General features: G+C 59.6%; 18 protein-coding genes. 6 read left to right on the forward strand and 12 right to left on the reverse strand.

Translation table 11 applies throughout. The features are described from left to right. Positions 1-6: 6 nt before the first annotated feature. The 8 genes from J2T55_RS02835 to J2T55_RS02870 all read right to left on the reverse strand — a co-directional run bounded on the left by J2T55_RS02835 (position 7) and on the right by J2T55_RS02870 (position 5,285). The gene (locus J2T55_RS02835; RefSeq protein ID WP_259054118.1) at positions 7-936 is read right to left on the reverse strand and encodes a radical SAM protein; all 930 of its coding nucleotides are present in this window, start codon (positions 934-936) and stop codon (positions 7-9) included. A gap of 3 nt (positions 937-939) precedes the next feature. Then, on the reverse strand, positions 940-1,977 hold the full coding sequence (locus J2T55_RS02840) for a methyltransferase domain-containing protein (protein WP_259054119.1): 1,038 nt from the start codon (positions 1,975-1,977) through the stop codon (positions 940-942). Between the two features lie 227 nt (positions 1,978-2,204). After that, complete coding sequence (locus J2T55_RS02845) at positions 2,205-2,627, reverse strand: SRPBCC family protein (RefSeq protein ID WP_259054120.1); 423 nt, start codon at positions 2,625-2,627, stop codon at positions 2,205-2,207. 46 nt (positions 2,628-2,673) lie between these two features. After that, positions 2,674-3,069, reverse strand: coding sequence for a DoxX family membrane protein (locus J2T55_RS02850; protein ID WP_259054121.1), 396 nt, complete (start codon positions 3,067-3,069; stop codon positions 2,674-2,676). 23 nt (positions 3,070-3,092) lie between these two features. Beyond that, positions 3,093-3,680 (reverse strand): carboxymuconolactone decarboxylase family protein, encoded by a 588-nt coding sequence (locus J2T55_RS02855; RefSeq protein ID WP_259054122.1) that lies wholly within the window; start codon positions 3,678-3,680, stop codon positions 3,093-3,095. A gap of 76 nt (positions 3,681-3,756) precedes the next feature. Further along, entirely contained in the window at positions 3,757-4,353 is a 597-nt protein-coding gene (locus J2T55_RS02860) for a TetR/AcrR family transcriptional regulator (RefSeq protein WP_259054124.1), read from the reverse strand. A 66-nt stretch (positions 4,354-4,419) separates the two neighbouring features. Continuing rightward, positions 4,420-4,680: a zf-HC2 domain-containing protein gene (locus J2T55_RS02865; RefSeq protein ID WP_259054126.1), complete on the reverse strand. Its 261-nt coding sequence runs from the start codon at positions 4,678-4,680 to the stop codon at positions 4,420-4,422. Continuing rightward, on the reverse strand, positions 4,674-5,285 hold the full coding sequence (locus J2T55_RS02870; protein ID WP_259054127.1) for an RNA polymerase sigma factor: 612 nt from the start codon (positions 5,283-5,285) through the stop codon (positions 4,674-4,676). The genes J2T55_RS02865 and J2T55_RS02870 overlap by 7 nt, the downstream gene beginning before the upstream one ends. 578 nt (positions 5,286-5,863) lie before the next feature. On the opposite strand from J2T55_RS02870, the gene J2T55_RS02875 reads away from it, so the two are divergent. From J2T55_RS02875 to J2T55_RS02895, 5 genes are all read left to right on the forward strand, one after another. Then, the gene (locus J2T55_RS02875) at positions 5,864-7,141 is read left to right on the forward strand and encodes a porin (protein ID WP_259054128.1); all 1,278 of its coding nucleotides are present in this window, start codon (positions 5,864-5,866) and stop codon (positions 7,139-7,141) included. A 191-nt stretch (positions 7,142-7,332) separates the two neighbouring features. Further along, positions 7,333-8,283: a hypothetical protein gene (locus tag J2T55_RS02880; protein ID WP_259054129.1), complete on the forward strand. Its 951-nt coding sequence runs from the start codon at positions 7,333-7,335 to the stop codon at positions 8,281-8,283. A gap of 436 nt (positions 8,284-8,719) precedes the next feature. Then, a complete protein-coding gene (gene pip, locus J2T55_RS02885) occupies positions 8,720-9,712 on the forward strand; it encodes a prolyl aminopeptidase (protein WP_259054130.1) in 993 nt (330 codons plus the stop codon). 22 nt (positions 9,713-9,734) lie between these two features. Beyond that, entirely contained in the window at positions 9,735-10,562 is an 828-nt protein-coding gene (gene folP, locus J2T55_RS02890; protein WP_259054131.1) for a dihydropteroate synthase, read from the forward strand. 350 nt (positions 10,563-10,912) lie between these two features. Beyond that, a complete protein-coding gene (locus J2T55_RS02895; protein WP_259054132.1) occupies positions 10,913-11,203 on the forward strand; it encodes a GIY-YIG nuclease family protein in 291 nt (96 codons plus the stop codon). Between the two features lie 415 nt (positions 11,204-11,618). Here the strand turns inward: J2T55_RS02895 and pqqE are convergent, their stop codons facing one another. The 4 genes from pqqE to pqqA form a co-directional block, all read right to left on the reverse strand. Beyond that, on the reverse strand, positions 11,619-12,797 hold the full coding sequence (pqqE, locus tag J2T55_RS02900) for a pyrroloquinoline quinone biosynthesis protein PqqE (protein ID WP_259054133.1): 1,179 nt from the start codon (positions 12,795-12,797) through the stop codon (positions 11,619-11,621). Continuing rightward, on the reverse strand, positions 12,766-13,044 hold the full coding sequence (gene pqqD, locus J2T55_RS02905; protein ID WP_259054134.1) for a pyrroloquinoline quinone biosynthesis peptide chaperone PqqD: 279 nt from the start codon (positions 13,042-13,044) through the stop codon (positions 12,766-12,768). The genes pqqE and pqqD overlap by 32 nt, the downstream gene beginning before the upstream one ends. Before the next feature lie 5 nt (positions 13,045-13,049). Continuing rightward, complete coding sequence (gene pqqC, locus J2T55_RS02910) at positions 13,050-13,778, reverse strand: pyrroloquinoline-quinone synthase PqqC (RefSeq protein ID WP_407660018.1); 729 nt, start codon at positions 13,776-13,778, stop codon at positions 13,050-13,052. 196 nt (positions 13,779-13,974) lie between these two features. Further along, a complete protein-coding gene (gene pqqA, locus J2T55_RS13220) occupies positions 13,975-14,049 on the reverse strand; it encodes a pyrroloquinoline quinone precursor peptide PqqA (protein ID WP_407660022.1) in 75 nt (24 codons plus the stop codon). A 358-nt stretch (positions 14,050-14,407) separates the two neighbouring features. On the opposite strand from pqqA, the gene J2T55_RS02915 reads away from it, so the two are divergent. Beyond that, positions 14,408-15,937 (forward strand): DUF6513 domain-containing protein, encoded by a 1,530-nt coding sequence (locus J2T55_RS02915; RefSeq protein ID WP_259054135.1) that lies wholly within the window; start codon positions 14,408-14,410, stop codon positions 15,935-15,937. Positions 15,938-15,939 lie beyond the last annotated feature (2 nt).

The raw sequence follows: 15,939 nt of genomic DNA on the forward strand, positions 1-15,939 counted from the left end.
GGTTGTTCAGGAGGGTGAATGCGCCTGGCTGCAGGAGGCGCCATAGCGGAAGCAGCTGAAGCAGCGGTGATGGCTCAGCATCACGGTTTCACGCAGGCTCTCGCTCAGGCTTGAACCCAGGTCATAGTCCGGATCATCGTCGACCAGGGTGCAGGCATACACGCGCATGCAACCGCGGTCCTTGACGATCATGCGGCTGTAGGCGCACATGAAATCGGCGCGGCTGGCTGCAGTATGGTAAGTGGTCATGCAGTGTTCGGTAATGGCCGGTGTATCGATTTGGTCGCCCGGCAGGCCGAAGTCGGGGAACCAGATGATATTCAGATCCTCGGGCAGGCCGTGTTCACGGAATATACGGCGGAAAGCGGCGGCGACTGCCGCGGAGTCCTCATCCGGTGACCATTGCCGCGCTACCGAGACCCGGAACCCCATGTTATGCAGCATGGCCATGCCGCGCAGCGCCGCGGCAAAGTTGCCGCGACCGCGGCCGGCGTCGTGGCGCTCGGCATCGGGGAAGTCGAGGCTGATGCGAAAGTCCACCGGATGGTTGGCCCTGAGCAGCGGTTCGATCTGGTCGATACGGTGCTGCAATGGTCGGGTGCCGTTGGTCAGTACCAGGCAGGGCGCGTGTGCCGCGGCGTATTCCAGAATGGCGGGAAACTCGCGTGCCAGGAACGGCTCGCCGCCGGTGAACGACAACTGGCTGGCACCGAGTGCGAAGGCTTCGTCGATGTAGGGCTGCACATCAGCGAATTTGACCAGTTGCAGCCGGGTGTCACCGGGTTTCGAGCCTTCGAGACAGAACGGGCAGGCAAGGTTGCAGGCGGTACCGGTGTGTATCCACAACTCGTCCAGGCGTTGCGTCCGGATGTAACCGCGCGGCTGACCGTCCGGCGTATACAGCCAGTGTGGTGATTTTTCCATTATCGCCGACATGGCTTAGCAGCAACCCGACTGGCTGGATTCGTCGTCGCTGAACGGCAGGTTGATACCGCAGCCCGGGAAGATACCGTGATGAGTGGAGAAATCACCGATGAATTCGAAATACGGTGCGAACCGGCTCTCGGCCAGCATGCGCCAGGTATTGCCGCACACGGGGAATACCCGGCCGCGCTCGATGTGGTGGTGATTGTCGAGTACGAAGGTATGCGGGTAGTGCTCGATGCCACCCTTGTAGATCACCGCCTGGCCGTAATCTTCGCAGGCCGGTTCCAGGTTATCGATTTTAAACAACCGGTAGGTGGCGGAATAGAACTTTGCCGGCGCCAGCCGCGCGGCGATGGCATCGTTGTCGATGCTCAGCGGCCGGTCCTCGACCAGTCGCGGATCGGCAAAGCCGGTCGTTTTCGCCAGGTTCAGGAAATCGTTCCAGTACAGGGCGCCGGCCAGGCATTCGCCGTACAGCACCGGGTCCTCGCGCAGCGCCGGATCGATGCGCCGGTCGCAGTAGACATCGGAAAAATAGAATTCGCCGCCGGGCTTCAATACCCGGTAGACCTCGCGCAGCACCTTTTCCTTGTCCGGGCTGAGGTTGATGACGCAGTTGGAAACGACGATATCGAAACTGTCGTCCGCCAGGTTCAGCTGGTCCAGCTGTTCGATGTAGCCTTCCAGAAACTCGACCGTATTATTGCGGAAACCGAACTGCTGGCGATGATAGTCCTGGTGGCGGCGGGCAATCGCCAGCTGCTCGGGCGTCATGTCGACGCCGACCACGCGGCCGGACGCGCCCGCCAGCCAGGCGAGCAGGTAACAGTCACGGCCGCTGCCGCTACCGAGATCGAGGATGGAAGTACTTTCCAGCAGTGGCGGGGCCACCAGGCCGCAGCCGTAATAATGGCTGACTACCTCGTCGTGTAACTGGCTCAGGCCCGGCTTCAGCCAGTCGGGCGGCGCCTGGTCACAGCAGGCGTTGGTCTGCAGATCCTGGCTGCCGGTCAGGGCCTTGCCGTAGTAGTCTTGAACTTCACTGTGCATGGTTACTTGTCCCCGGGCGCGGAAATAATGGGCTGTTTCTACCCCGCTTTAACGCGGGCAACAGACTATTGGATGCGTATAACCCCGTTCTGTTACGCAACGATACTGAATCGTCGCGCCATTTGTCGTAAAAATTGTAGAAAAAAGCTCGCGGACGACCGACAACCGTTAAGGGGTTAGGGGGAATAACGGTTGCGGGGGAGGGCCGCCCGCGAGGGATCGGCTGATCAGCTAAAGTGTTTTTTCAGGGCATCCAGCAGCGCCTTGTAGATCGGGTCACAAAACTCGGCGACACCGCCGCCGCTGTCTTCCCAGGAGGACGTCCACAGCACGAAGGTCTGGTTGCCGTCGGTGACTGGAAAAACCTGCACCTCACCGACGTAGCCGCTGACATTGTCGCTGGAAACGGCTTCGGGACCGTCATCGATGCTGTAGCGCACGACCCGGTTCTGGTCGTCCAGCGCCAGCAGGGTTTCATGAAACGCGTTGTTCAGAACCCGCTTGGCGCCAATCTGGGTGCCGGGCAGCTTGTTGCCGGCATCACAGCTTTCGATAACACCGCTGGCCCAGGACATATCGTGAAAATCCCTGAGCTTCGCCCAGACCTTGTCGATCGGCGCGGGAATGACGGTGGAATTGTAACAACTCATAATGTCGCTCCTTATTCGTTTTTGATTGCTTGAAGAAAGACGCTGTTCAATGCTTGACGGTCAGCAGCGTGTCCTGGTCGCGTAGCAGGTACAGAGCGATACAGGCTGCCAGCATCGGCCAGGCGGCGAAGAACAGCAGGCTGTCCCACGGTTGCAGGTATTTGCCGAAGCTGGCGAAGGTCGATACGCCGTGCAGCAGCAGGACTAGTCCATAGGTCCAGCGCTTGAACAGGCCGATGACAAAGGCGATGACCAGCGCGAGCTCCGCCAGGCCGACGGCCAGCATGATCGACTGTGCATTGGCGATGCCGTAGAAACCAGCGAAGACCTGCGCGGCGTGATCGGGATTGACGAACTTGTCCAGCGTCCACATCAGCATGACGATGAACACGCCGAGCCGGAGCAAGAGCAAGCTGATTTTCAGACGTTCTGTGTCAGGCATGGGGTAGGTCTCCCTGGATGCGTTCAGGCGGCGCTGCTGTGCGGATCGTTCCATGTACGGCCGGCAAACAGGCTGTCGACCTCGGTATGGAACAGGTGATTGGTGTAGTTGCTGAGCGTTTTCACGGCTTGTGCCAGCACGATGTCGAGGATATGCCGCTCGCTGAAACCGGCGTCCAGGAACGCCTGTGCATCCGCCGACGTGGGCCGGCCGCGGGTCTCGACCATGATGGCGGTAAAGCGGGCGAGCGCCGCCAGTCTGGGATCCGGGATCGTTTCATAATTGCGAACGGCATCGGTGACCACGCCGGGGACGCCGGACTGCTTGTCCGCCAGAAAGCTGTGTGCGGCCATGCAGTAATGGCAGCCGTTTTCGCGGCTGATGACCAGGAATACAACTTCCTGTTCGGCCGGCGCGAAAACCGAGTTCTCGCGAAACTGCTGGTAGCCGTGCAGATAGGTGTCGAGCAGCCCCGGGCTGTTGGCCATGGCCTGGTACATGTGCGGAACAAAACCCACTTGTGATTCGGCCTTGTCCAGCGCGGCCCTGGCGTCACCTTCGGCGGCCTCCGGGCTGACGGGTGCGAGGCTTGTTCGGTAAGGGGTTGTCATTACTGCTCCTTCTGTCTTCAGGTTGTCATGGACTCGAATTCAGGAACACTCGTTCCAAATTTGAGCAAAAAAATATTCAATCCAGCGCTGCGAGTACCTGCCGGGCTACGCCCTCGGCCCGGGATCGCCCGGCGCCACACTTCAGTAACGTGCGCAGTCCGCACATGCCGCTGACCAGGTAGTAGCCCAGGGCATCAGCGTCGAGCGTCGCGGCGATGACCTGTTCGGACTGGCCGCGGCGAATGGCCGCGGTGAATATATCGGCAAACTGCTGCAGCCCGGCATGCGCCTGCTGCGCCAGTGCCGTATCTTCATGACCCAGCTCGATGGCGGTATTCATCGCCAGGCAGCCCAGCCGCAGCTGCGGGTCGTCGGCACCGCGTGCAACCTGCATAAAGGTTGTCTCGATGAAGGCGCGGCCGGTTTCGGCATCCGCCAGCTGTTGTCGCAGCTGCGCGGCGAGGTCATCGCAGTAATTCTGCAGACAGCGACTGAACAGGTTTTCCTTGTTGCTGAAGGCCTGGTACAGACTGCTGCGCGACAACTGCGTCGCGTCGAGCAGATCGGCTATGGACGTCGCCTGGTAGCCCTGGCGCCAGAATACCTGGGTCGCCTGATCGATGACCCGCTCAATCTCGTAGCTGTTGGGGCGTCCTGCTGTCATGGCGGCCATTATAGGAATGCTCGTTCCATAATTAAAGCCAGTGTCATTCAACCCGATGAGCGCGGCCAGCATACTTCAGCTCGCCGGCGGGTCGGGCTGCTTCAACTCGGCCTGCCTGATTTCTGCCAGGACGCGTTCGACGGTTTCCGGCGGACAGGTTTTGTCGCTGTCGTGCTGACGTCTCAGCAGGGCCAGTAACCGTTGCAGCTGGCGTACATAACGCCGGCAGTAACGGCACATCATCAGGTGTAGCCGTACGCTCAGGCGCAGTCGGCTACCCTCCAGCAGATCCGGATTCGCCGTGGTTTCCTGGACCAGTTCGCGGCAGTTCAGCATTCGCCGGTTTCCTCATAGTGTTCAAGCATTCTGTACAGTGCGCCACGTGCCCGGTGCAATAGTACCCGGGCATTGGATGCGGACAATGCCAGCTCGTTACAGATCGTCTCGAAGGCCTCGCCGTCGATGTCGCGCAATTGGATCAGGGCCTGCTGGTTGCCGGGCAGTTGGGTCAGCGTCTTTTCCAGGCAGTCGGCAAGATTGCCTTGTGCCAGCAGCGCCTCGGGTGAATCCGCCTGCCATGCGGCCGGCGGCGAGCTCCAGCTGCCCTGGCTGTTGAAGCGCTCAAGGTAGGGATCTTCGCCGCTGCTGTCCTGCATGCGCAACTCGCTTTCGCGCTTGTCGTGCCTGAGTTGCATGCGCGCCTCGTTGACGGCGATGCTGCACAGCCAGGTCTTGATCGTCGAGCGGCCGGCAAACCGGCTGCAGTGCTTGTGCGCCTTGATCCAGGCCTCCTGTACGACTTCCTCGGCGTGCGCGTCGCCGACCATGGGGCGGACCAGACCGAGCAGGGCGGTGTGATAGCGCCGGATCAGTTCGGCGAACACGGCCTGGTCGCCGGCGCGCAAGGCATCGAGATCGATCGTGTCTTCGGGGCTTGCCATTAGTATTCCGGTTCACGAAATGGGGTGACTCATGAAGGTATCACAACACTATGGCAAGTCCATCGTACATGCCAGCCCGGGGCTGAGTCAGTCTGTACCGCCACGCTCTGGCCTCATTGTGTCGCCGGACTGTTGATAGTGTATTTCTAACTAGTTGATTTTATTTGACTATCAAGACATTGTTTCCATTGTTGCTTTAATGCAACAAAGCGGATGGAAGAGTGCTGTCCATAGACTGGAATGATGTTGCACTGCAACTTGATACGCGATCTGCGGATGATCGGCTAAGTCATTGCGTGACAGGCCAAAGCGTTTATCGCAGAATCAGCGTTGTTGCATCAATGCAACGAAAAAACGACATTCAGGTGGATTGTTGTTTTTTTGTAAAAAAATACTTGCAACTGTGGTTTTCGTGGTTTACTTTTTACGTGTCTTGAAGAAAGACAGTACTGTCGGTCTTCAGGCCTGCTCCACCGAACATTAATAAGTTGGGGGAGGGATAACAGGCTGGGGAGATCGCACTTAATCTCTAGAGTGCATTAAGTATTCACGCTTTGTGAGTTACTAGGAGGAAACAAATGAAAAACCTGAAGAAGAGCACGCTTGCTGCTGCAGTAGGTAGTGCGACTCTGGCCCTGGCGATGAGCGCACCGGTTCAGGCCGAAAGCTCCGTCGACATTTCGGGCTGGATTAACGAGGGCGTCATGTACTGGGACGACGGTGTCGACAGCGACATCAGTCAGCAGTCCGACAACGGCACCACCCTGGGCAGCCGTATCACTTTCTCCGGTACGACTGACCTGCAGAACACCGGCATGAACGCCGGCTTCGAGGTCATTCTCGAGCCGATTTCGAACACCACGCCGCTGATTTTCGGTAACCAGCAGAACATGCCGGACAACAACGCCTATGACGTCGGTGTGCTGGGTTCCAGCGTCAACGTCGGCGGTGCCTTCGGTAAGGTGACCGTCGGTCTGCAGTCCATGCCGACCGATAACATCGCCGTGCTGGCCGATCCGTCCGCCACCCTGTGGCCGTCGATCTCCCCGGTGTTCCGTGGTAACGGCTTCATGATTCAGGATACCGACGCGGTTAGTGTTACTGCTGGTGGCCTAAACGGTGGCGATCCCTTTGCCACGACCTGGGGTAACTTCCTGGGCTGTCTGACCGCGCCGACCCTGCAGGGTGCCGGTGGTATCGGTCTGGACTGCAATGGTATCTACCGCAGCGGCGTTCGCTATGACCTGCCGACCTTCGTCGACGGTCTGAACCTGGCGGTTGGCGCGTCCAATGACGACATGTATGACGTCGCCGCCAAGTACAACACCGAACTGGCCGGTCGTATCACCACCATGCTGCACCTCGGCTACGCCCACAACGGCGGCCCGAATGGTGGCCTGGCCTCGCAGGTGTTCTACAACAGCGCCGACAACTTCCAGGTCCAGTTGGGCTTGATGGATCAGCAGACCGGCATCTTCGGTACCTTCGCGTACCAGTATGAAGACGCCAGCCTGACCGACCTCGGTCGTTCCATCAACTATGAAGACTCGACCGACGCCTATTGGGGCAAGATCGGTATCAAGAAGAAGTTCAACGCCGTCGGTGATACCTCCTTCGCCGTGCAGTATGGCTCCTACAACGACCAGTACGGTCCGCTGGGTGCCGTTGGCGTCACCGGTTCCGAAGTTGAGCGTCTCGGTATCGAGGTCAGCCAGTACTTCGGCAGCAACCTGATGCTCTATGGCGTCTGGGAAAACCTGAGCCTGGATGTTGACGGTTCTTCCGCCGCCGCCCAGTCTCTGGATAACGGCGACGACCTGGATACCTTCACTCTGGGTCTGACCTACTTCTTCTAAGACTTGGAACGAAGTATCCAGCTGTAGACGTATCTAGCTGTAATAAAAGGGCCTCCTCGGAGGCCCTTTTTTATGCGCGTCTTCCGGGAGCGAAGGGCACTGCGGGCTTCTCCCACCGGGCCCGGATACGCTAAACTAATGATTTCCGGCAAGGTCGAACTTGCATTACTCACTCCATTCACCGGTCTGTTATGAAAACGATTACTAATCACCTGGTTACGGTTCTGTTCCTGAGCGCGCTGATGGTCTCCGGCAACGCCGCGGCGGCGCTGTTCGGCGGCGACGACGGCAGCGTCCTTTGGAAGTCCGGCAACAATCTCTACATCAAGTACGCCAAGCAGGACAGTGACAATTTTGGCAGCAACGACCACCCGGTTGAGCTGGATCCGCAGAACATCGTCACGGTACTGGAAGAACTGCGCTTTCAAGCGAAAAAATCCGGCCTGTTTTCCTCGGGCAAGGAAGAGCGCGTGTTTTCCGTGACCCAGGCGCGGCGCCTGGCCGAGTACCTGGCAATCGGCCTTAAGGAGGCGGAACCGAACCAGGACATCATCTTCACGCTGCAGAAAGAGGTCAGCCAGCTGCTTATTCTGACCGACCATGTATTCGTCTCCGGCCGCGCGTTCTACAAGGACGGCCGGCTCAACATCATCATTGGCGATTACAATCGCTTCAAGAACCAGGAATACGAGCGTGTCTATGACTCCTCCGGCCAGCTTGGCGGTGCCTACAATTTCAATCATGGCCGCCGCTCCAGTAGCGCCAACAATGTACCCGGCGCGGTCGTTAACATGGCCGGTATTCAGAACAAGGTCGTGAACAACAACCCGCGCCAGGACTGGTTCGTTCTGGACATTGACCAGGCGGCGAGCGCTATTGCCCAGCAGAAGGGCGAGCGGGGCAAGGAAGAAGGCGGCATGAGCCGCGAGATGCGCCTCGAAGCCGCGCGCATGCAGAAGGAGCAGCGCGAGCTGAAGCTGGAAATGGCGCGCATGCGCGAGCAGATGAAGAATTCCGGCGGCGACAACGGCGGCAAGAGCCCCGAGGAACGGCTTGAAACGCTGGAGAAGCTCTACGAGCAGGAAATGATCTCCAAGGAAGAGTACGAGACCAAGCGCGAGCAGATCCTGAGCGATATCTAGGCGCACAGGATGTAGAGTAGATTCCGGATAACCGCTGCGCGGTTTCCGGAATGACGAATGCTTGATTGCCCCGGAAGGCGATAGCTGTCATTCCGGCCTCCCGTGAGGGAGAGCCGGAATCCCGCATGCGGTGGGCGCTTTTGATAGATTCCGGATAACCGCTGCGCGGTTTCCGGAATGACGAATGCTTGATTGCCCCGGTAGGCGATAACCGTCATTCCGGCCTCCCGCAGGGAGAGCCGGAATGACGCATGCGCGGTGGGCGCTTTTGATAGATTCCGGATAACCACTACGTGGTTTCCGGAATGACGAATACTTAACTGCCCCGGAAAGTGATAGCCGTCATTCCGGCCTCACGACGCGAGCGCCGGAATCTGACGGGTCAGGACTCGTTGCAGCCTTCACACCTCATCCAATACTCAGGATAATCACCCCCATGCGCGAACTCTACCCGGAAATCGAACCGGTCGAAGCCGGTCTGCTCGACGTTGGCGACGGTCACCGGATCCATTACGAGGACTGCGGCAGCCGCGACGGCATCCCGGTGATTTTCCTCCATGGCGGCCCCGGCTCGGGCGCCAAGCCGCAGCACCGCCAGCTGTTTGACCCGGCGCGCTATCGCATCATCATCTTCGACCAGCGCGGCAGCGGCCGCAGCGAGCCGTTCGGCCGGCTGGAAGCCAATACCACGCAGCACCTGCTCGCCGACATGGAAACCCTGCGCGAGCGGCTGGGCATCGACCGCTGGCTGGTGCACGGCGGTTCCTGGGGCGCGACGCTGGCGCTGCTGTACGCCGAGACGTACCCGCAAAAGCTGCTCGGCCTGGTGCTGCGCGGCACGTTCCTGGCCCGTGCCCAGGACTACCAGTTCCTGCTCGGCCGCGGCGCTGAGCGCTTTTTCCCCGAGTACTGGGACGATTTCCGCCAGGAGCTGATCGACCTGGCCGAGGTGCGCGGCCACTCGGGTTTCGACATGCGGCCCGAGGCCATCGTGCAGCTGCTGCATGAAAGCCTGGGCGCCGACGAAGCCGACCAGGTGGAAAAGGCGGCCCGCGCCTGGGCCTGGTGGACCGGCCGGGTGGTGACCTATACCCTCAATGGTGAATTCAGTCTCGACGGTTTCGACGCCGACAAGCTGGTCAAGTCCGGCGGCATCGAGCTGCACTACGCCCGCAACGCCTACTTCATCGAGGACAACCAGATACTGGCCAACATCGGCCGGGTGCCGAATGTGCCGGTGCGCATCATCCACGGCCGCCGTGACATGATTTGCACGCTGTCGGCATCCTGGGCCGTGCACCGCGCACTGCCACAGTCGGAGTTGAAAGTGCTCGAGGATGCCGGCCATCTGGGCGGCGAACCGGCCATGATCAACGCGCTCGTCAAGGCCAGTGACTGGATGGCGGATCAGATCGAACCGGCCAACTGAACGCCTGAAGCAAGTAGCCGATATGCAATCGTTTTCCAGCCAGCAGCCGGCCATCATGGGGATTCTCAACCTGACGCCGGACAGTTTTTCCGACGGCGGCCGCTACACCGATGTCGAACGCGCGATTGAGCACGCCCGGCAGATGGTGGCCGAGGGTGCGGCCATCATCGACGTCGGCGGCGAGTCGACGCGGCCCGGCTCGCAGCGCGTCAGCGCCGAGGAGCAGCTGAGCCGCATCCTCGATATCATTCGCGCTCTGCGCGGCGATCTGCCCGCCGATATTGCCATCAGCGTCGACACGACCCGCGTGCCGGTCGCCGAGGCGGCCATCCGTGCCGGCGCCAACATGCTCAATGACGTTTCCGCCGGTCGTGACGACCCGCGCATGTTTGCACTGGCGGCCGAGACCGGCGTGCCCATCGCCATCATGCACATGCAGGGCGAGCCGGCGACCATGCAGGACAATCCCACCTACACCGATGTCGTCACCGAGGTCCGCGATTTTCTGCTCGAGCGCGTTGCCGTGGCGGAAGCCGCCGGTATCGCCCGGGAACAGCTGGTCATCGACCCGGGCATCGGCTTCGGCAAGACCCGCGATCACAACCTGCAGCTGCTGGCAGGCCTGTCTGAATTCGTGCAGACCGGCTACCCGGTCCTGCTCGGCACCAGCCGCAAGCGCTTCATGGGCGCGATTTGCCAGGAAACCGATACCAGCCAATTGATCGGCGCAACCTGCACCACCACCGTCATTGGCGCCCAGGCGGGCGTCAGCATCTTCCGCGTTCACGACGTCCGACCCAACCGCCAGGCCATCGAAGTGTCGAAGGCGATTGCTTCAGCGCGTTACTAGCGTCTGAGTATGGCTGGAAATGGATTCCGGATAGCCACTTCGTGGCTTCCGGAATGACGGTGGTTTTTCGATATCGGGAAGTAATTTTCCGTCATTCCGGCCTCCCGTAGGGAGAACTTGAATCTCCGTCGGAATGACGCCGAAGCAAAAACAGTCGTCATTCCGGCCGAGCGCATGCGAGAGCCGGAATCTCTAGCATGCGGTGGTGTTTTTAACAGATTCCGGATAACCACTACGTGGTTTCCGGAATGACGGATTCTTGATTGCCTCGGCGTGCGAGAATCGTCATTCCGGCCTCCCGCCAGGGAGAGCCGGAATCCGTACATTGCTCAGGAAGAGCTGAATTGCTTATGGACAAGCTGCCTTGTGTTTACATTCTGACGAATCGCCGTCGTGGCACCCTTTATGTCGGTGTCACTTCCAATTTACCCGGCCGCGTCTGGCAACACAGGAAAGATCTGGTTGAAGGTTTCACCCGACGCTATCGACTGCATACGCTGGTCTGGTTCGAGGTCCATGACAGCATGGTGTCTGCGATCCGGCGCGAGAAATCACTTAAGCATTGGCGCCGGCAATGGAAGATCGAATTGATTGAAAGCGTCAATGCCGAGTGGCGTGATCTTTATTCGGATCTGGCCTGAATGGATTGCGTTTGGCGCCGGAAAAATTCTCGTCATTCCGGCCGAGCGCATGCGAGAGCCGGAATCCATGCCGGTAAGGCCGCGGGTGGAAGGCGGCACGGGGATTCCGGATAACGACTGTGTCGTTTCCGGAATGACGACAGGTTGAAGCGGGGGAATGTTTTGCCGTCATTCCGGCCTGCTGCAAGGGAGAACCGAAATCTTAGATGGAATGACGCCGAAGCAAAAACAGTCGTCATTCCGGCCGAGCGCATGCGAGAGCCGGAATCCATGTCGGTAAGGCCGCGGGTGGAAGGCGGCACGGGGATTCCGGATAACGACTGTGTCGTTTCCGGAATGACGACAAGGTTTGATGCGGGGAAGTTGTTTCCGGTCGTCATTCCGGCCTCCCGCTAGGGAGAGCCGGAATCTTGTGCTACTCCGTCGTTTCCAGGTGCGGTTTTTTGGCGTCCTTCTCGATGTCCTTGGAGTTGCGCATGTTGCGGAACATCAGCGGTTTCTCGTCCTTGTTCGGATCCTGTTCCTTCGCCAGCTTGTTGATGCGCTCGACGTCGGCGTGCAGCTCGGCGTGATAGGGCGACTTGTCACACACCGGGTCGGCATTACGCGCGTCGCCGGTAAGCATGTAAGCCTGGCAACGGCAGCCGCCGAAGTCCTTGGTTTTTTCCGGACATGAGCGGCACGGTTCCTTCATCCAGTCGAAACCGCGGAAGACGTTGAAGCCTTCGGAGTCGTTCCACAGACCCTCGATGGTCCAGTCGCGCACGTTGGGGAATTCGATCGGCAGCTGGTGCGCGGCGTGGCAGGGCAGGGCCGTGCCGTCCGGGACGATGGTCAGGAACACCGAGCCCCAGCCATTCATGCAGGGCTTCGGTCGTGTCTCGTAATAGTCCGGGATGACATAGATGAGCTTCATCTTGTCCTTGTACTTTTCCTTGTACTTCTGGGTAACCTGCCAGGCATTATCCAGCTGTTCCTTGGTCGGCAGCAGCTGGTCGATGTTGATGCGCGACCAGCCGTAATACTGCGTGCTCGCCAGTTCGACGTAGTCGGCATCGAGATCGTTGCACATGTTGATGATGTCATCGATCTGCTCGATGTTCTTGCGATGCAGGACGATGTTCAGAACCATCGGGTACTCGTACTTCTTGACCAGGCGCGCCATCTCGTACTTGTGGTTGAAGCTCTTGGTGCCGGCGAGGTAGTTGTTCAGTTCCTCGTTACTGGCCTGGAAGCTGATCTGGATATGATCGAGGCCGGCTTCCTTGAAGGCCTTGATGCGATCCTCGTCCATGCCGACGCCGGAAGTGATCAGGTTGGTATAGAAACCCAGCCGCCGCGCCTCGGCGATCAACTCTTCCAGATCCTTGCGCACCAGCGGTTCGCCGCCGGAAAAGCCGAGCTGCGTCGCGCCCATTTCGCGTGCCTCGCGCATGACCCGGAACCACTCCTCGGTGGTGAGCTCGTCCTGGTACTTGGCGATCTCCACCGGGTTGGAGCAGTATGGGCACTGCAGCGGGCACTTGTAGGTCAGCTCCGCGAGTAACCAGAGGGGCTTACCTTTACTGCTTTGCTCGAATCCAGCCGTTGTCATGAGCTACCTCCATAAATTTGCGTACGTCCTGTTCGAGTTCAGCGTCCGGAAACTGCTGCTGCAGCTCGCTGATGATGTCGGCGACGCTTTGGGCGCCGTCGATGCGTTTCATGATCTCGCCGGCGCTGGGGCTCAGCTTGACCATGCCTTCCGGATACAGGACGACATAACAATTCTGTGCTTTTTCCCATTGCAGCCGGAACGTCGGCGCAATCTCGGGAATCGTTTGATCAGCTGTAATATCCATTCTTCTTATTCGACACAGTGATAGGGTGGTTTGTTCTCGATATAGGCCATCCACATGGCATCGAGCATGGTCCAGAGGATGTCGAGCTTGAACTGCAACAGGCCGAGCGCGTGTTCCTGCTGTTCGCGCGTGCGGAAATGATCCAGCGTGATGCTCAGGCCATGTTCGACGTCGCGGCGGGCTTCTCCCAGCCGCTTGCGGAAATAGTTGTAGCCGTCCGGCTCGATCCAGGTGTAATGCTTGGGCCAGTTGTCGAGCCGGTTCTGATGAATCTTCGGCGCGAACAGCTCGGTCAGCGATGAGCAGGCGGCTTCCTGCCAGGTCGCGTGCCGGGCGAAATTCACGTAGGCGTCGATGGCAAAGCGCACGCCGGGCAGCACGTGCTGCTCCGACTGGAGTTCCTCGCGGCTCAGGCCGACGGCCTCGCCGAGCTGCAGCCAGGCCTCGATACCGCCGTCGTTACCCTGGGTGCCGTCATGGTCGATAATGCGCTGCACCCACAGGCGGCGGGTGTCGCGATCGGTGCAGTTGGCCATGATGGCGGCATCCTTGATTGGGATGCTGGTCTGATAATAGAAGCGGTTGGCTACCCAGCCCTGGATGGCCTTCTTTTCCAGCTTGCCCGTGTTCATCAGGACGTGGAAAGGATGATTGATGTGGTAATACTTCTCTTTCGCGCGGAGTTTCTGCTCGAACTCCTCGCGGCTCCACGGTGTTTGTTCTTCGATACCCATCAGTTCAATATCCGCTTATTGATCGTTTATGTATTAAAAAGCCCTGTTGACGGCGTGTCTAACAGGGCTCACTGAAATTCCTGGTGCTTCGTGCACGCCCTTGCAATAACTGTGTCCCTGTTTCGATCCGGTTGGCTCAATCCGGCCTGGTATTGAAACCGGGAGTGGCAAACCACCCCCGGTCATACATAACAACTTACTTGTTGTTGATGTACATGGTCACTTCGAAGCCGAAGCGAATGTCGCTATATGCAGGAGTATCCCACTTCATGTTAATTCTCCAAGTTTAAGTTTAGTTTGAATGTGGAGAGTGTCATCTAACTCCCCGGTGCAAACAGCGACATCAGAGAAGCTGTGTTGCACTGAATACGCGTTGCCAGAACCGTGCCAGTTCTGGCCCGGACCGCCGTATTGGGGTAAAATATCACTCAAATCATAAGGTTAAAATCGTCACGCAAACCCATGGCGGGTCTTGCTGCGACCCGGACGGGCCCGGCAGGCCTGTTTATGGCTATGAGTGACCAGTTAGACTGGTTACAGACAACCAGCAACGCGGTATCGGTTCGAAGCCGATATAATGCCCGCCGCAACCCGATCGCGAGCAACCAGACCAGGCGCTTCCCCATAACATGTCCGAACACATCGTCTTTCTGACCGGCAAGCTGGCGGAGAAAAGCCTGCACCAGGTGCTGGAGTCCATGCAGCCGGAATTCAGCTACGAGGTGCGTAACATCGGTGTCAGCGTGGCCGCGCTGATGACGGTCAAGCTGATCGAGCGACGGCTGACGGCGCTCGACGGCATCGACCGCATCGTCGTACCGGGCCTGTGCCAGGGCGATATCGACGCACTGGCCGCGCAGCTTGGTGTCAGCGTGGAGCGCGGCCCGAAAGATCTGAAGGATCTGCCGGCGTATTTCGGCGGCAAGGCGTTTGCCCCGGATCTGAGCCGCTACGATGTGCGCGTGTTCGCCGAGATCGTCGACGCGCCGCAGATCGACGTGGCCGCTATTGTCGAACGCGCCGAACGCTATCGCCGCGACGGCGCCGACGTCATCGACCTCGGCTGCCTGCCGGGGCTGGATTTCCCGCATCTGGAAGACAGCGTCCGGGCACTGCGCGACGCCGGTTTCACCGTCAGCGTCGATTCGCTCGAAACCGACGAGCTACTGCGGGGCGGCCGCGCCGGTGCGGATTACCTGCTCAGCCTGAAGGAAAGCACGCTGTGGCTGGCCGACGAGGTCGCCAGCACGCCCATTATCATCCCTGAAAGCCCCGGTGACATGGACTCGCTTTATCGTGCCGTCGCCAGCCTGACCGGGCAGGGCCGCGAATGTCTGGCCGACAGTATCCTCGATCCGATCCATTTCGGTTTTACCGCCTCGATCGTGCGCTACCAGCAGCTGCGCGAACAGTGCCCGGATATTCCGATCATGATGGGCATCGGCAATCTCACCGAGTTGACCGAGGCCGATACCACCGGCATCAACGCCATCCTGTTTGGTATCATTTCCGAATTGCGGATCACCAACGTACTGGCCACCGAGGTCAGCCCGCACGCCCGCGCGGCGGTGCGCGAGGCGGACAGTGCCCGCCGGCAGATGTTCGCCGCGCGCGAGGCCAACAGCCTGCCCAAGGGTTATAGCGACGCACTGCTGACAACCCACTCGCGCAAGCCGTTTCCTTCCACGCCGGAGGAGATCAGCGAGCTCGCCGGACAGATCCGCGATCCGAATTACCGCGTGCAGATCAGCGAGGCGGGTATCCACGTGTTCAACCGCGACGGCATGAGTATCGGCCAGGAACCGTTTGCGATGTTCCCGGAACTGGTTCAGCTCGAGGACGATCCGCCGCATGCGTTCTACATGGGCGTCGAACTGGCGCGCGCGCAGATCGCCTGGCAGCTCGGCAAGCGCTATGACCAGGACGAGGAACTCGGCTGGGGCGTGGCCGTACCCGCCGCGGTGAGCGAAGAGGCCGGCGACACCGCGCGTGCCGCGCATGCCCTGAAACCGCAGAGCCGGCAGGAATTCAAGGAAGAGGGCAGTACAATGAAGGCCAGCCGGGCGCGCAAGCGCAAGCAGGCCGAGCGCGAACAAACCACCGATAACGACAACAGCGGCGCTGACGATCGCGACGACGATCGCAGCAGCAACGACTGAAT

Origin of the sequence: Methylohalomonas lacus (assembly GCF_024808875.1) — a bacterium.
Classification (GTDB): domain Bacteria; phylum Pseudomonadota; class Gammaproteobacteria; order Methylohalomonadales; family Methylohalomonadaceae; genus Methylohalomonas; species Methylohalomonas lacus.

What these genes read in the sequence shown, in the direction of transcription:
- J2T55_RS02835 (WP_259054118.1), bottom strand. Translation starts at nt 936, where the DNA reads ATGTCGGCGATAATGGAAAAATCACCACACTGGCTGTATACGCCGGAC.
- J2T55_RS02840 (WP_259054119.1), bottom strand. Translation starts at nt 1,977, where the DNA reads ATGCACAGTGAAGTTCAAGACTACTACGGCAAGGCCCTGACCGGCAGC.
- J2T55_RS02845 (WP_259054120.1), bottom strand. Translation starts at nt 2,627, where the DNA reads ATGAGTTGTTACAATTCCACCGTCATTCCCGCGCCGATCGACAAGGTC.
- J2T55_RS02850 (WP_259054121.1), bottom strand. Translation starts at nt 3,069, where the DNA reads ATGCCTGACACAGAACGTCTGAAAATCAGCTTGCTCTTGCTCCGGCTC.
- J2T55_RS02855 (WP_259054122.1), bottom strand. Translation starts at nt 3,680, where the DNA reads ATGACAACCCCTTACCGAACAAGCCTCGCACCCGTCAGCCCGGAGGCC.
- J2T55_RS02860 (WP_259054124.1), bottom strand. Translation starts at nt 4,353, where the DNA reads ATGGCCGCCATGACAGCAGGACGCCCCAACAGCTACGAGATTGAGCGG.
- J2T55_RS02865 (WP_259054126.1), bottom strand. Translation starts at nt 4,680, where the DNA reads ATGCTGAACTGCCGCGAACTGGTCCAGGAAACCACGGCGAATCCGGAT.
- J2T55_RS02870 (WP_259054127.1), bottom strand. Translation starts at nt 5,285, where the DNA reads ATGGCAAGCCCCGAAGACACGATCGATCTCGATGCCTTGCGCGCCGGC.
- J2T55_RS02875 (WP_259054128.1), top strand. Translation starts at nt 5,864, where the DNA reads ATGAAAAACCTGAAGAAGAGCACGCTTGCTGCTGCAGTAGGTAGTGCG.
- J2T55_RS02880 (WP_259054129.1), top strand. Translation starts at nt 7,333, where the DNA reads ATGAAAACGATTACTAATCACCTGGTTACGGTTCTGTTCCTGAGCGCG.
- pip (WP_259054130.1), top strand. Translation starts at nt 8,720, where the DNA reads ATGCGCGAACTCTACCCGGAAATCGAACCGGTCGAAGCCGGTCTGCTC.
- folP (WP_259054131.1), top strand. Translation starts at nt 9,735, where the DNA reads ATGCAATCGTTTTCCAGCCAGCAGCCGGCCATCATGGGGATTCTCAAC.
- J2T55_RS02895 (WP_259054132.1), top strand. Translation starts at nt 10,913, where the DNA reads ATGGACAAGCTGCCTTGTGTTTACATTCTGACGAATCGCCGTCGTGGC.
- pqqE (WP_259054133.1), bottom strand. Translation starts at nt 12,797, where the DNA reads ATGACAACGGCTGGATTCGAGCAAAGCAGTAAAGGTAAGCCCCTCTGG.
- pqqD (WP_259054134.1), bottom strand. Translation starts at nt 13,044, where the DNA reads ATGGATATTACAGCTGATCAAACGATTCCCGAGATTGCGCCGACGTTC.
- pqqC (WP_407660018.1), bottom strand. Translation starts at nt 13,778, where the DNA reads ATGGGTATCGAAGAACAAACACCGTGGAGCCGCGAGGAGTTCGAGCAG.
- J2T55_RS02915 (WP_259054135.1), top strand. Translation starts at nt 14,408, where the DNA reads ATGTCCGAACACATCGTCTTTCTGACCGGCAAGCTGGCGGAGAAAAGC.